At 36.4% G+C, this 15425-nt stretch carries 8 protein-coding genes, 1 pseudogene and 1 riboswitch; of the genes and pseudogenes, 6 read left to right on the forward strand and 3 right to left on the reverse strand.

What is annotated here, in order from left to right; translation table 11 throughout:
• Nucleotides 1-162: 162 nt before the first annotated feature.
• On the reverse strand, nt 163-753 hold the full coding sequence (locus tag KHA96_RS12665) for a transposase (RefSeq protein WP_213129626.1): 591 nt from the start codon (nt 751-753) through the stop codon (nt 163-165).
• A 475-nt stretch (nt 754-1228) separates the two neighbouring features.
• Here KHA96_RS12665 and KHA96_RS12670 point away from each other — a divergent pair, with 475 nt between their 5' ends.
• From KHA96_RS12670 to tagU, 5 genes are all read left to right on the forward strand, one after another.
• Nucleotides 1229-2326 carry a response regulator gene (locus KHA96_RS12670; protein WP_213129627.1) on the forward strand — a complete coding sequence of 366 codons (1098 nt, stop codon included), beginning with the start codon at nt 1229-1231 and terminating at the stop codon, nt 2324-2326.
• A 9-nt stretch (nt 2327-2335) separates the two neighbouring features.
• Entirely contained in the window at nt 2336-5365 is a 3030-nt protein-coding gene (locus KHA96_RS12675; RefSeq protein WP_213129628.1) for a hybrid sensor histidine kinase/response regulator, read from the forward strand.
• Between the two features lie 355 nt (nt 5366-5720).
• Nucleotides 5721-10622 (forward strand): InlB B-repeat-containing protein, encoded by a 4902-nt coding sequence (locus KHA96_RS12680; RefSeq protein WP_213129629.1) that lies wholly within the window; start codon nt 5721-5723, stop codon nt 10620-10622.
• A gap of 120 nt (nt 10623-10742) precedes the next feature.
• A riboswitch (cyclic di-GMP riboswitch) is annotated at nt 10743-10827 on the forward strand.
• Nucleotides 10828-10870: 43 nt separating this feature from the next.
• Nucleotides 10871-11038 (forward strand): hypothetical protein, encoded by a 168-nt coding sequence (locus KHA96_RS12685; RefSeq protein ID WP_213129630.1) that lies wholly within the window; start codon nt 10871-10873, stop codon nt 11036-11038.
• Between the two features lie 258 nt (nt 11039-11296).
• Nucleotides 11297-12226, forward strand: coding sequence for a polyisoprenyl-teichoic acid--peptidoglycan teichoic acid transferase TagU (gene tagU / locus KHA96_RS12690; RefSeq protein ID WP_213129631.1), 930 nt, complete (start codon nt 11297-11299; stop codon nt 12224-12226).
• A gap of 271 nt (nt 12227-12497) precedes the next feature.
• On the opposite strand, the pseudogene KHA96_RS23065 reads toward tagU, so the two are convergent.
• Nucleotides 12498-12884 (reverse strand): annotated as a pseudogene (locus KHA96_RS23065) (DUF6155 family protein); the annotation flags it as partial.
• Between the two features lie 21 nt (nt 12885-12905).
• Nucleotides 12906-13040, reverse strand: coding sequence for a hypothetical protein (locus tag KHA96_RS23255; protein WP_283248454.1), 135 nt, complete (start codon nt 13038-13040; stop codon nt 12906-12908).
• 78 nt (nt 13041-13118) lie between these two features.
• Between KHA96_RS23255 and KHA96_RS12700 the strand changes: the two genes are divergently transcribed.
• Nucleotides 13119-15407 carry a TOTE conflict system archaeo-eukaryotic primase domain-containing protein gene (locus tag KHA96_RS12700; RefSeq protein ID WP_213129632.1) on the forward strand — a complete coding sequence of 763 codons (2289 nt, stop codon included), beginning with the start codon at nt 13119-13121 and terminating at the stop codon, nt 15405-15407.
• Nucleotides 15408-15425 lie beyond the last annotated feature (18 nt).

Here is a 15425-nt window from a genome sequence, read left to right on the forward strand (position 1 = left end):
AAATATTTACAAAAAAAGGGAACTGGGTCGAAATAGACTGAGCGTTACCTTTTTTTAAAAAATAGAATGAAAGCGACTGGAAAATTTTTACTTTTAAATCAAAAGTTACATTTATTGGTTATCGTGCAACACTAGTGGGCACTCACACAACTCTGGGACAATTCAGAATTGTTTCAAAGTTGTACGGGTGCCTGGCCTTTCGTATTGGATACAGTACTGTAAATATGCTTGTAATTTGTCTGGTTGTTCGCCGGGAATTAGGTTGGGGAGCACGGTAAGGTTAAGGAATGGATAGGGTGATTGCCGATTGTGGAAATAGTAATGGTAGGAGCTAAAGAGGTATTGTTCCATTGTTTGCACAATTGGTGTTTTTGTTTCTAGGGGGTTGCGGTGAATATAGGCGCTGACGTTTAGTAAACTCATATAGCCAATAATTTCTTTGGAAAAGTATCTGTTTTCGTAGATTTGCCCTGTGTAGTCGTATTTTTTTCGGAAGTAATCGCTATATCTTTTGTTGAGGATTGCCATGAGTTTACCTAAAGGAACTTCATGGGATTGAAGTAAAAGGTGTGTGTGATTATTCATTATACAGTAAGCATATATTTCAAAACTATACTTTTCATAGACATATCTTAAGATCCGAAAGTATTCGGACACGTCCTGCCCCCCTTGAAAAATGCTCTGACGATTATTTCCACGAATAGTAACGTGATAGTAATTGCTATAATGCCAAGTTCGCATTGGTCTAGCCATCTCGATCCTCACCTATCACTATGATCCCGGAACTTGCCATTTTTGTTCTCCTTAAACCATCCTTTACACAAACCATCAATTTCATCTTATTTTGATATTCATCCTTTACTAAATTTTGAATAATAAATCCCTCCTAGTTATCATATTCTGAATTTTCCTCCACCTCCTATCATAACCAAAATATATGAAGTGGGCAATAGCACTAGGAGATAACTCAGTTTCTATATAATTAAAATAGTATGAATTGTTTCAAAGTTGTTTGAGTGCCTGGCACTCAAACAACTTTGAAACAATTCGGATTGGGAATGGATGGGGGAATCTTTGATATTTGTCTACCTTTTTTTTCTATTTTGTGTTTCAATATAGTTGCAACTTGTGGGAGTTTTCGAACTTCTATTTTTTATTCGGAAAGAATGGGACTTTTTTACTAAAGTTGTGTGATTTTTATTTATTTGCGTTTTAGGGGAGATTTTATATGTTACGGGTTTTGCTTCTAGATGATGAAGAGGATGCACTTGATCTATTGGAAATTTTATTAGGGAAGATTGGGAGTGTTCAAGTTATTGGGCGTTATACTGATCCGTTTCAGGCGGTTCAGGTGATAGAGGAGGCGTCAGTGGATCTTGTTTTCCTTGATATCGATATGCCCGGGATGAAAGGAACACAGGTTGCAAGAAGATTGAAGGATATCAACCCGAAACTACGGATCGTGTTTACGACAGCTTATTCTGAGTATGCGGTTGAAGCGTTTGAAATTCAAACGAATGACTATTTATTAAAGCCGATCACGTTGGAGAGGCTGCAATTAACAATTTCCCGTTTCAAGAAACATGATGTGGCGCCATTACATTATATTCAGTGTATGGGTGGCTTTTTCCTTTATGATGACAAGAGCCTTGCGCTCCCTTGGAAAACGAACAAGGAAAAAGAGGTTTGTGCGTTTCTTATTCATCATCTTGATCAGCCATTGAATACGGATGTCATTATTGAAGCAATTTGGCCTGATTATGATGTGAAAAAGGCGAGGAGTTATTTATATACTTGCTTATCTTATTTACGGAAGAAGCTAATAGAACATAGATATCCAGCGAAGGTAAATAAATTTGGTAAGGGCTTCGTCTTTACGTTGGATGATTTTGAAACTGATGAAGAAAAGTTGAGAGAACTTTTTCTCGAAATAAATGTAAAAGAGAAATTGAATAGTGAGTTATATCATCAATTGATCACCTTATATAAAGGTGAGTACATGGCAGGATGTGGTTATCATTGGGCGTTGCCTGCCCAAATGGAATTAAGGAATTTGTATATTCAGGCATTGCGAAGATTTTATGAGAACTTCAAGGTAAGCAATATTACGATTGCCGAAGAATGTTTGCGGCGTGTTTTAACTATCATTCCTGATTCGGAAAAAGATGCGAGAGATCTTATGAAGTTATATATGGAATCTGGAAAAAGAAGTGAAGCGAAGAATATTTATAGGTTAATAGAACAGGCTGTTCATGATTTAGGCGTTGAACTGGAGAGTGATACGGTGCGCCTATATAAGGAAATGAATCTATCTTTATATCGATAAGAGGCCGAAATGAAAAAGAAAATAGAGTCTATTATAATTACTTTTACTATATTTATTGCCATTTGTGCCGTTTTATATGTGGTATTTACCTATCAGACAAAGCAACCTCCGGAAGCGGAAAAAGGCTATTTGGATTTGACTAGCTGGAACTTTTCAACAGATCATGTTTTGCCGCTGAATGGAGAGTGGGAATTTTACCCTAAACAATTATTAACTCCTGGAAATGTTAAAAATACTACTCCTAAACATATACGCGTGCCCGGAAATTTTAATGATAAGATGCCTGCTTTTGGTGTTGCAACTTACCGTTTACAAATTAAAGTGAATGACGTTGAGCAAGTATACGGTATGAAAATTTCATCAATCCAGTTATCGAACCGAATTATGATAAACGGTAAAACGATTGGGGAAAGTGGAAATCCAGCAATTAAAGAAAATTATGTAGCTAAGAATAAGCCGTATACGAGCTATTTTAATCTGCAGCCAGGTTGGAATGAAATTATCGTCCAAGTCGGAAATTATGAATTGCCCGGCGGCGGTGGTATTATTGGGTCTATTTATTTGGGGTACGCTGATCAAATCACTGCTCTAAATAATAAGGCGCTCGCCCATGATTGGATCATCTTATCATCTTTTCTAATTATGGGATTATATTTTATTGGATTATATTCACAGCGCAAGGAAGATCTGTCCTTAATTATATTTGGGCTCGTATGTATTTTTACAGGTTTGTATACGGCGGCAAGTGGGGAAAGGGTCATTTTTGATATTTTTCCCGATGTTCCTTTCTGGCTCCACTATCGTATACAAATTCTTTCTTCCTATCTAACGGGGATGGGATTGCTTCTGTTTGTTTATACAGCGTTTCGTCCGTATTGCTCTAAAAGATTTGTTTACATTGGACTGATGGTAGGAGCGGCAATGGGAATCGCGACTATTGGTTTTCTTACTCATCTTCCTACAGGTATATTTTTGCCGATTACATCTATTTATATCACGCTTTCGTTATTATACGTCACTTATGTATTCGTCCTTGCTGCGCTCCATAAAATAGCAGGAAGTGTTTATCTCGCTATTGCTGCTGTTTCCTTAAGCGCATATGCTCTTATTCAAACCGCTTATTCGTATTTTGCTGTTTCGGTTTATAGTGTGTTGCCTTTTGAACCATTTCTATTTTTAATTATGCTTGCCCTTTTAATGTCCTTAAGATTTTCAAACGCTTATAAAAAAATTCAAGAGCTTTCTGTTCAATTAATAAAAGCAGATAAATTGAAGGATGATTTTTTAGCGAGAACATCCCATGAATTTAAATCGCCTTTACACGGGATCATGAATATTTCAAAGTCGGTGTTAGGGGATTCTGTTCATCCGTTAACGATAGAACATCGTGAAAGATTGCAGCTTATTACAAATATTACAGAGCGTCTTTCTCAGTTGGTGTACGATATTTTAGATTTTTCAAAGCTAAAAGAAGGGGAATTATCCATCTATTTAGAGCCAGTCGATGTCCGTTCTACAATTGATGTTAATTTGCGGATCTATTCTTACGTTGCTACAGGTCGTAATATTCAATTGGAAAATAAGTTTCCTGAAAAAATACCGTTTGCGCTTGCTGACAAAAGTCGTTTAGGACAAATCATTAGTAATTTATTGGATAATGCGATTAAGCATACTAAAAATGGATTGGTGGAAGTGCTAGGGGAAGTACGGGATGACATGATATTCATGTCTGTACGCGATACCGGTGCGGGAATTGCTGAAGAAGAGCTTCCGTATATTTTTGAGCCGTTCCGTTCCCTTGAATCTTCTTCAGAAAGGCAAGTGGGGATTGGACTAGGACTCTCCATTGTAAAGCAATTAATTGAGCTGCAAAATGGGACCATATCTGTATCCTCTATTCAAGGAAAGGGAACGACATTTACGATTAGCATGCCTATTGCAAAAGAAGGAGAGAAGCAAAGCGCAAGTAAGAAGCGTTTTGTGAAAGGGATTAAACAGCCAGAATACATGTTTCCAACGCCATATTACTTGAAGCAAAATGGAAAATATACTGTTTTAGTTGCCGATGATAACTTTTCCAATTTAAAAATATTAATTGATACACTTCAAATGATTGATTGTAATGTAATTGCCGTAAAAAACGGATATGAAGTGATGGAAGAAATCAACAAACCAATTGCGATTGATCTCGTTATTTTGGATTTGATGATGCCAGGGATGTCTGGTTATGAAGTATGTCAAGAGATACGAAAGAAGTATTCTTTAACAGAGTTTCCAGTCTTGATGGTTACGGCGGCGATTCAGCCTAAGGATAAAATAGCGGCATTTGAAGCAGGGGCTAATGACTTTTTGCCAAAGCCTTTTGATTTAGATGAGTTAAAAGCAAGAATTGGTAGTTTACTTGCGATGAAAGACTCATTCAGCAAGGCTCTTAATCTTGAATTGGCATTTTTACAATCACAAATTAAACCGCATTTTTTATATAATGCATTAAATGGAATCGTTGCCTCCAGTTATACTGATGCTGATCGTTCAAGAAAATTAACTATTAATTTAGCTGAATATTTACGAGGGAGTTTTCAGTTCAGCAATATACAAAAACGCGTTCCATTCAACCAGGAATTAAAATTGATTCGGTCCTATGTGGAAATTGAAAAGGCACGATTCAGGGATCGAATTCAAGTTGAATATCATATTGATGATGATCTAAATAACATTAAGATGCCGCCGCTCTTAATACAGCCGCTTGTTGAAAATGCGATTAGGCATGGGATCGGAAAAAAACTAGAAGGTGGAAAAGTAAAAATTACTGCATATACAGCTGACGGTCATTATTGCATTGAGGTAGAAGATAATGGGGTAGGCATGACGAGTGAACAAATGGCGATTCTTGATGACGATGTGGATGAAAGAGTCGGTGTTGGTTTGAAAAATATTAAAAGAAGAATGAAATATGAATATGGAGCCGAATTGGATGTTTGGAGTGTACAAGAGGAAGGGACGAAAATAACTGTACGAATCCCTTGTGAGCTTGTGTGATTTTATCCTCAAAATTTTTTAAAAAACCGGATCTTTTGTCGATTTATCGACGGGGAATCCGGTTTTTTTATTGTTGTTTTTCGTAAAAAGATTAATGACTCAGTACTAAAGTTGGTAAAAATCTTGGGATAAACGATGAAGGTAAATCAAAATTGGGTTAAAAATCGAGGTGGAGGACCGGGAAGAATTAATAGGAAAAAAGTATTGCGAAAAAAGGTTGGATGTAGTTTTTAAGGTTTTTTTAAGGTCTTTTGTCATATTATGTAGAAAATTACTGTGGAATGGGATTAATATTCGGATTTAATCGAAATTTTTAACCATTCATAAAAGATGAAAGCAAGAAGGGACGTTCTACATGTTAAGAAAAATATCAGTATGGCTTATTTGTTTAATGTTGTTTTATATGCAGCTGCCTCCTATTCATAGTGAAGCGGCTATTGTATCGATGGCGGGTGAGGGAAAGAAGGAAAACCCCTATATTATCACAACCGCGGAAGAACTTAATAGTGTTCGCAATAATTTAAATGCCCATTATCAATTAGGGAATGATATTGATATAAGTGGATATGCGAACTGGCAGCCGATAGGAGACGGGATACATCAGTTCGATGGGTCTTTTAATGGAGCCGGACATGTCATAACAGGGCTTAAAATTAACGATGCGGGCTCTAGGGAAGTACTTGGATTATTTGGTTCTATTGGATATAGTGGGCTAATCGAAAATATTGGACTAGTTGATGTGATTGTAAACGGCAATCACGGTGTAGGTGCATTAGCCGGATTCAATCATGGAATGATTAAGCAGAGTTATAGCACTGGTCAAGTTAAAGGCACTGCTTATGTTGGTGGATTAGTAGGAGATAACAGTTTTAATGGCGTGATAGAGAATAGTTATTCTACGGCAACAGTTAGCGGTAATAATTCAATTGGTGGCCTTGTTGGTCAAAACGATGAATTTATTCAAAGCAGCTACGCAAGTGGTCATGTAAGTGGAGTTAATTTTATTGGCGGACTTGTTGGAAGTAATCAAGGGGAAGAGACAATGAACGTGGCTACTATTAGTAATAGCTATGCAGCAGGGGATGTCGCTGGTCAAGGCTGGGTTGGTGGTCTAGTTGGTCATAATGCGGAAGCTCAAGTTATTAATAGTTATGCTATAGGAAAAGTGACAGGTTCTAATAATGTTGGTGGTCTTGTCGGATTTCGTAGTTGGGTCGCTATTAATGCTAGTTTCTATGATAAGGATACTACTGGACAAACGGATACAGAAAAAGGTACACCAAAATCTACAGCTGATATGCAGAAAAACTCTACTTTTACAAATGCTGGTTGGGATTTTAATAATACTTGGGGAATCAATCCTGGTGGATATCCATATTTGCGGGCTATCCCACAAATTCAGTACTATCATGTTGGTTATGATGCGAATGGGGCAATGAGTGGAAGTGTTCCAGTTGATGGAACGAATTACAAAAATGGTGATCATGTTATTGTACATGATAACACTGGTAATCTAGCAAAAGTTGGTTTTCAATTTGTTGGATGGAATACTAAGGCAGATGGCAGTGGAATTGCTTACCCTCCGGCTAACATGCTAGAAGTGGGATCTGAAAATATTACTCTTTATGCACAATGGGCTATTCAGAACTATAAAGTAGAATTTAAATATTTCGATGATGTAAAAGATGATCAATTTGTGAGACATAATGAAAAAGTTAACAAACCAAGTGATCCGCAAAGAACAGGATATCAATTTGATGGCTGGTACAGTGATGCAGAAGGAACTACACCGTATGATTTTGATGCGAAAGTAATTTCGGATTTAACATTATATGCAAAATGGATAATCAACCAATATAATGTGAATTTTGTGAGTAATGGCGGAAGTGCTGTTGCAGATGTTCGTGTCAATTATGGCGATAACGTGGTAAGTCCTAAGTCGCCAAGTAAGGTTGGCTACACGTTTGCAGGCTGGTATAGTGATTCTTCGCTAACAACACCATATGATTTTAACAAACAAGTGACATCTGATGTTACACTGTATGCAAAATGGACAATCAATCAGTATACAGTTGAATTTAATAGTAATGGCGGAGAAGATGTTCCTAATGTAAAAATAAACCATGGGAATAAAGTAGCGAGCCCTGGAACTCCGAGCAAGGATGGTTACACGTTTGTTAATTGGTATAGCGATGGGCTATTGACAACTTTATACGATTTTAATGAACCGGTAACTTCTAATATTAAGTTATATGCGAAGTGGAATATTAACAAATACTTAGTCGTATTTAATTCAAACGGGGGCAGTACAGTAGCATCGGAAATTGTCAATCATAATGACAAAGTGATAAAGCCAGAAAACCCGACAAAAACGGGACATATTTTTGACAATTGGTATATTGATACACTTTTTACAAACACATACGATTTTGATCTTCCTATTATGGATAACACTACATTATATGCAAAATGGACGATCAAACAATATACTGTTCGTTTTGAAAGTAATGGGGGAAATAATGTTTCAGATATAAATGTTAATTTTGGAGATAAAGCAACGACTCCTAAAGCGCCAAGTAAGCTCGGTCATACATTTAAAGGCTGGTATACTAATGCTCTTTTAACAGAGTTATATGACTTTCAAAATAATGTAGCATCTGATATGACATTGTATGCAAAATGGTCGATTAATGAATACAACATAAGCTATGAAAGCAGTGGCGGCAGTAAGGTTTCTTCTGAAAAACTGAACTTTGAGGAAAAAGCAACGAAGCCAGCCGATCCTACAAGGACGGGTTATACGTTTGCGGGCTGGTATAATGATCCGCTATTCAAAAACTTGTATGACTTTCAAGCTAAGATTGTATCTGATATGACATTGTATGCAAAATGGACGATCAACGAATACAACGTAAGCTATGAAAGCAATGGTGGCAGCGGTATTTCTTCTGAAAAAGTAAACTATGAAGAGAAAGCTACGAAGCCAGTAGACCCTACAAAGAAGGGTTATACGTTTGCGGGCTGGTATAGTGATGCACTTTTCAAAAACTTATATGACTTTCAAACGAATATCATATCTGATGTTAAATTGTATGCAAAATGGACAATCAACGAATATAATGTAAGCTATGAAAGCAATGGAGGCAGCACTGCATCCTCTGAAAAAGTAAACTATGAGGAGAAAGCAACGAAGCCAGCTGATCCTACAAGAAAGGGTTATACGTTTTCAGGTTGGTATAGTGATGAGCTTTTTACAAGGCCATATGACTTTCAAACTAAGATCGTATCTGATGTAACTTTATATGCAAAGTGGACGATCAATGAATATAAAGTAAGTTATGAAAGCAATGGTGGCAGCACTGTTTCTTCTGAAAAAGTAAATTATGATGAGAAAGCTACGAAGCCAGCAAATCCGACAAAGACAGGCTATACGTTTGCTGGTTGGTATAGTGATGCGCTTTTCAAAAACTTGTATGACTTTCAAACGAATATCGTATCTGATGTAACGTTGTATGCCAAATGGACGATCAACGAATACAACATAAGCTACGAAAGCAATGGTGGCAGCGGTGTTTCTTCTGAAAAAGTAAACTATGAGGAGAAAGCAACGAAGCCAGCTGATCCGACAAAGGCAGGCCATACGTTTGCGGGCTGGCATACAGATTCAAATCTAACTGACTTATACGATTTCAATACGCCAGTGCAAACAGCCATTACTCTATATGCCAAATGGTCGGTGAACGATTATCGAGTAGAGTTTGATACAAATGGCGGCAGCATTATTCCTGTTGAAAATGTTAAGTATAAAGGTAAAATAAGTGAGCCTAAAGCTCCGACAAAAAAAGGATTCACCTTCGCTGGTTGGTTCAGTGACAAGCAGCTTTTACAAGAATTTAATTTCAATGAAGCAGTAACAAAGGATATGATAGTTTACGCGAAATGGGTTTCTTCTAATAGTAAAATTTCTTCTATTAAACTATCGAACAATGTGAAGCTATCACCTTCATTTAATGAAGGGATCTATACGTATGAAACGAATGTTGACTATGATGTTGAGCAATTGACACTAACGTTTTCATTAGGAGATATAGCTTCTACTACCAAGGTCAATGGGAAAAAGATAAACAATGGAGAAAATACTATAACCATTCCACTTTCAGTTGGCACAAATTCAATCCAACTTGAGACAACTGCACCTGATGGGATTACGAAGACGACGTATAGTATACAAGTTACACGTGCGAAAAAAGCAACATCAGAAACTGAAGTCGTCTATGTAGATGTCGTATCTGGGAATAGTGATGAAGTATTAGTTCAAACAAAAATAGAGCGTACAACAGAAGTAGATGGAACAGTGAAGGATTCAGTTTCCTTTAATAAAGATAAAGCTAAAGAAGCAATGACAAAACTGAAAGATAAACAAGATAAAACGGCAAGTATTGTTATACCAGATCCGGAAAATAAAGTATCGGAAATTAATGTGACAGTACCAAATGATACGAGAAAGCTGTTAGCAGAAGAAAACGCGGCATTGCAAATTATGATGGAACATGCTCACATTCTTGTGCCAGAAGAATCGCTTGCTGATTTCGATGAAGAATTTTACTTCCGTGTCGTTCCTGTTAAAACTAAAGAAGAACAACAAATAATTGAGTCGGAAGCTAGGCAGGAACAATTGGTGAAGGATATTCTTGATCATAAGGATGCGCAAATTGAAGTACTTGGACACCCAATGAAAATTGAAACGAATATGCAAAATCATTTGGTGACACTAACTTTGCCGCTTCCAACAGATGATGAATTAACGAATGAGATTCTTGATAATCTTGTCATTTTTATTCAACATAGTGATGGTACACAGGAAGTAGTTCGTGGAAAATTAGTAGAGTATAAAAAGGGTATTAGGGGAATCCAATTTGATGTTCATAAGTTTTCCACTTTTACGGTTATGTACATGGAAGGTGCAGATGAATACTTCTCTGACCCACCAAAAAAAGATGACCAAATAGAAGATAATGACAAAGAAAAAATAGAAAAGTACGATCCAATTAAGGATAAAGAAGAAATAGTTAATCCACCTAAAAAGGATAATCCAAATAAAGATAATGATTCTAAGGATTCAGGAAAAACACCAAATCAAGAAAAGAAACCATTACCTAACACTGCAACAAGCATATTGAACTGGATGTTTTTAGGAGGATTCTTAATCCTTGTGGGAGCCGTAGAGATGGCTATACGAAGAAAAAAATTGAATTAACAATCATGCCGGGCAAATCCTTTTCTTAATTAGGAGGTGCCTGGCAAGTAAAATAAGCATTTATACCTATTCATTCATATTTGGTTCAGTACGATTATATAGTTGAGAATACCCATAAATCGTACGAATTGGCAAAATTTCTGAAAAGTGATGACGCAAAACTAGAGGGGCTAAGGTCATGTGATTATGCCAGCCAGTTTCCGAATACGACATCCGACGATTTATGAATTGCGGAGGATGGATATTGGATGAAGAGGTTATATTTTAGAATCAGGTATTATTGGCATTTTATGAAATCGAGAGAGTTGGCAGTTCTAATCCCTGATTGCTTGGATGCTTGCTACAAAGAAAGATTAGAAATGAAAAAGAGACATCATGAACAAGCATACACAAACTTCAGCAACTTTTCATCATAGCTTGAATGTTTCTTTCCAATATAAAGGCGAAGGCACTCCAGCTTTCGTCTTTTTTTGTAGAAACGTAATATCCCTGGTAGAATAAAGAAGAAAATGAGGTTTTTATCGTTTTATCTTCCTACTCTTGAAAATTTCTAAATATATACTATTGTAATGGTTAATAGAGAATGAGTATAATATAGATTGTTGTAACTTTTGTATATAATCAACGTCTATTATAGTATGGCATCTAAAGCGTATTATGGGAGAGGGAAAAACATGGGTCGACATAAACCGAAAAAGAAGAGAAAAGGATTAAAAATATTCCTTATTGTTTTACTTGTACTTGTAGCTGGTGTTGTGGCATACGGTTATTCCATTTATCATAATCTTTCTAAAGCAGCTAATGCGGTTCATAGTCCGATTGACCGTACTCCGGAAGTTAAGCGTCCTGCGGATTTAGAACTTGGTAAGAAAGAACCATTTTCAGTATTGATGCTTGGAGTAGATGAGCGTGCAGGTGATAAAGGCCGTTCGGATACAATGATTGTTTTAACTGTTAATCCTAAGACTAAGTCTATGGACATGCTAAGTATTCCACGTGATACCCGAGTGGAGATTGTCGGAAATGGAACGGTAGAAAAAATTAACCATGCTTATGCGCGTGGCGGCGTTGAAATGTCGATGAATACTGTCGAAAAATTCCTCGATATTCCAATTGATTATTATGTAAAGATGAATATGGAAGGTTTCCAAGAAATTGTTGATGCAGTCGGTGGTGTGACAGTTAACAATGATCTTGACTTTACTCAAGATGGACACCACTTTACCGTTGGTGAACTCAACCTTAATGGTAAAGAAGCGTTAAGCTACGCACGTATGCGGAAAAATGATGCACGCGGCGATTTTGGTCGACAATTGCGCCAACGTCAAGTTATTCAAGGAGTCATCAATAAAGGTGCCAATATTTCAGCCCTTTGGAAATATGATGATGTTCTAAAAGCATTAAGTAAAAATGTTGAAACGAATATTTCGTTTGATGAAATGAAATCTATACAAAAAAATTACACGGATGCCCGTCACAGTATCGACCAGATTCAAATTGAGGGTAGCGGAGCCACCATCGATGGACTATGGTACTATGTAGTTCCTGATGAGGAACGAGTGAAGGTTCAAGATAGGTTGAAAGAGCATTTGGAACTAAAATAAAAAAAGAAAGCGTCGGGACTTTGGGGTCTCGGCGCTTTTACTATATCCAATAGGATGATGCATTGATTATTATTCATGTTGAACTACAAAGTTATAACAAAGATAATTTTCACAAGCATATGTATCAATATTTTAGTTGTTGTAAAAGAGGCATAGAAATCCGATTAAGCTGATTCTTAAAAAGAAAGGGATTAGAGCTAATAATAATGCTTATTTTATTGACTATAGTAAGAGTTTCATTTAAATTAACTTGCTCCCTTTGTAAGTAATGTTAGTCTTCCTCGATTAAATACATAATCGAACTGTACACATATGCCAAATGATCATGGAATCCCCAACCGATGCCCTCCGTATTCCTTACTACATTATTTAATCTATCTCCTAATAATGGAATATATTCTTCATGTTCCTCGCAGGTCTGAATTACTTTTTCATACATCGTTGCTAAGCTTGAATAAAAGCTTTCATTTATATCTCCAAAAGAATTCGTAAAATCCACACCTTGTTCAATATAGAAAAGCATTAGTTCCGTTGTATTTAAATCATCATTTGTCATCTTTTTGAAGTCAGAGATGGCTTTTTTCGCTATGTTTAGACGTAGCTTGCCATATCCTCTATCTGGAAAAAACTCATTTTTAATGTCCTTCTTGGCCTTTTCAAAAAGTGAATCAAGCGCACCTTATCCAAGAAACTTTACAGAAAGAAATGATTGAACATCTTTATTCATTTTATAAAGATCAGCAATTAACTGAATAAGATCCTTTTTCTCGTATTCTTTAAGTTGTTTTTTCAAATCAGCGACCTTGAGTTTCATTTTTGCACCTTCCTTATAAAATGCTATACTTTTTGGCTATAATGTTATTATACAAATTTTTACTCAGGGGTATATAGAATGAAAGAGTTTGAACGTCTTAAAAACGAAAATCGATATCTTAAACATTTGCTGATCAGGATGATGCATCAACAATCACCAATTGACCCTATCAAAATATTAACGAAACAATCCATTATGAATGAAAGAATAGAACTGTTAATGGATATATTTAAAGGGCGAACAGATACGTATGCATTGAGATGGGAATCGAAATCTGGAGGCAGGGGATATACGCCAGCATGTGCACTTGAATGGCAGAAGCCGGTTTGTCAAAAGCCCATCATTAAATGCAACGCATGTCAGCATAGGAAGTTGTTGCCGCTGTCGGACCACGTAATTTTTGAACATTTGGAAGGTAAAAAGACTGTTGGAATTTATCCTTTGTTAAAGGACGGTACTTGTTGGTTTTTAGCGGTTGATTTTGATAAAAGTCAGTGGCAGTCCGATGTGTTATCTTTCATAAAAACATGTAAATCGGTAAAAGTTCCATTTCATATTGAGAGGTCCAGATCCGGAAATGGAGCACATGTGTGGATTTTTTTCTCATCCGCCATTTCTGCAACAACAGCTAGAAAATTAGGCATGACGCTGTTAAGAAAAACAAAAGAAAAAGATGCAAGTTTCCAGTTGGAGTCCTTTGATCGATTATTCCGAAATCAAGATACTTTAGCAGATAAAGATTTTGGCAACCTTATAGCATTGCCTCTTCAAAAGAAACCTGCGCAAAATAGGAATAGTTTATTTGTTAATGAAAATTTTATTCCATATCCTGATCAATGGTTATATTTATCAACTGTTCGAAAAATGACGATACAAGAGGTAAACGAAATTATCTATTCTGATAAAGGAAACACTGTATATGACGTGAAAGATACTCTTTACCAGCCAGAAAAGATACAAGTTGAATTAAAGAATGGAATTTACGTCAACAAAGCTGGACTACCTCCTTCATTATTATCCGATATCGCTGCCATTGCATCATTTACAAATCCAGAGTTTTATCGTGCTCAAAGAAGAAGATTTTCAACGTATGGGATACCTAGGATGATAAATTGCGCGAGCGATGAGTTGGAACATTTGATTTTGCCACGTGGTTGTTTAAAAGAATTGCTAGAGCTTTGTGATAAACATTCAATTAATCTGGAGATTGTTAACCATACATTTGATGGTGAAATGATTGAAGCAAATTTCCATGGGAAGTTAACCTCCCAACAAGATGAAGTAGTAAGGACGATGATAGAAAATGATTATGGAACACTGTCTGCAACGACAGGGTTTGGTAAGACGGTTGTAGCTGCTGCGATGATTGCAAATCGAAAAGTAAATACATTGATCATCGTCCACCGAACTCAGCTAATAAACCAATGGGTTGAAAAGTTGGCGACTTTTTTGAATGTTTCTTCAAAGGAAATTGGACAAATTGGTGGAGGGAAGAATCATATTACAGGGAAAATAGATGTTGCCACGATTCAAAGTTTGAATTATGGCGGTCAGTTGAAATCTTTCATCACCCAATATGGGCAGATTATTATAGATGAATGTCATATTATTTCGGCTATTACTTTTGAACAAGTGTTAAAGCAAATACGACCGAAATATGTTTTTGGTTTGACAGCTACACCAAAGAGAAAAGACGGTATGGGTCCGATTATTACGATGCAATGCGGACCAATTTATTATAAAATAGATGCAAAAATGCAGGCGAAAATACGACCGTTTGGTCACAGATTGATTACGAGAAGTACGAACTTTAATACTAAACAAACTGAGTTTCAGAAAATTTATGGGGAACTTTCTTTAGATTCTAAGAGGAATCATTTAATTTTTGACGATGTACTAAAAGCACTGGAGACAGGAAGGTCACCAATCATATTAACGGAGCGTTTAGAGCACTTGGATTTATTGAAAAAGCAATTTCGAGGATTTGCCAAAAACATCATTATCTTATCAGGAAATATGAAGAAAAAGGATCAGAAAAAAGAACTTGAGAGATTATCTTATATTCCTGAAAATGAGGAGCGACTTATAATCGCAACGGGGAAATATATAGGTGAAGGCTTTGATGATGCTCGCCTCGATACTTTATTTTTGACGATGCCAATTTCCTGGAAAGGAACTTTACAGCAATACGTTGGCCGTCTTCATCGAGATCATGATCAAAAACAAGAAGTCCAAGTTTATGATTATGTGGATGAGAATGTGCCGATGTTAAAAGCAATGTTTGACAAGCGTCTTGCTGGATATAAAGGGATGGGATATGTAACTGGTAATGAAAAAAGTACTTCCGAGCAAATGAGATTGTTTTAAAAGCAAAACCCATTCAGC

This window comes from Bacillus sp. FJAT-49711 (assembly GCF_018343715.1).
Classification (GTDB): Bacteria; Bacillota; Bacilli; order Bacillales; family Bacillaceae_C; genus Lederbergia.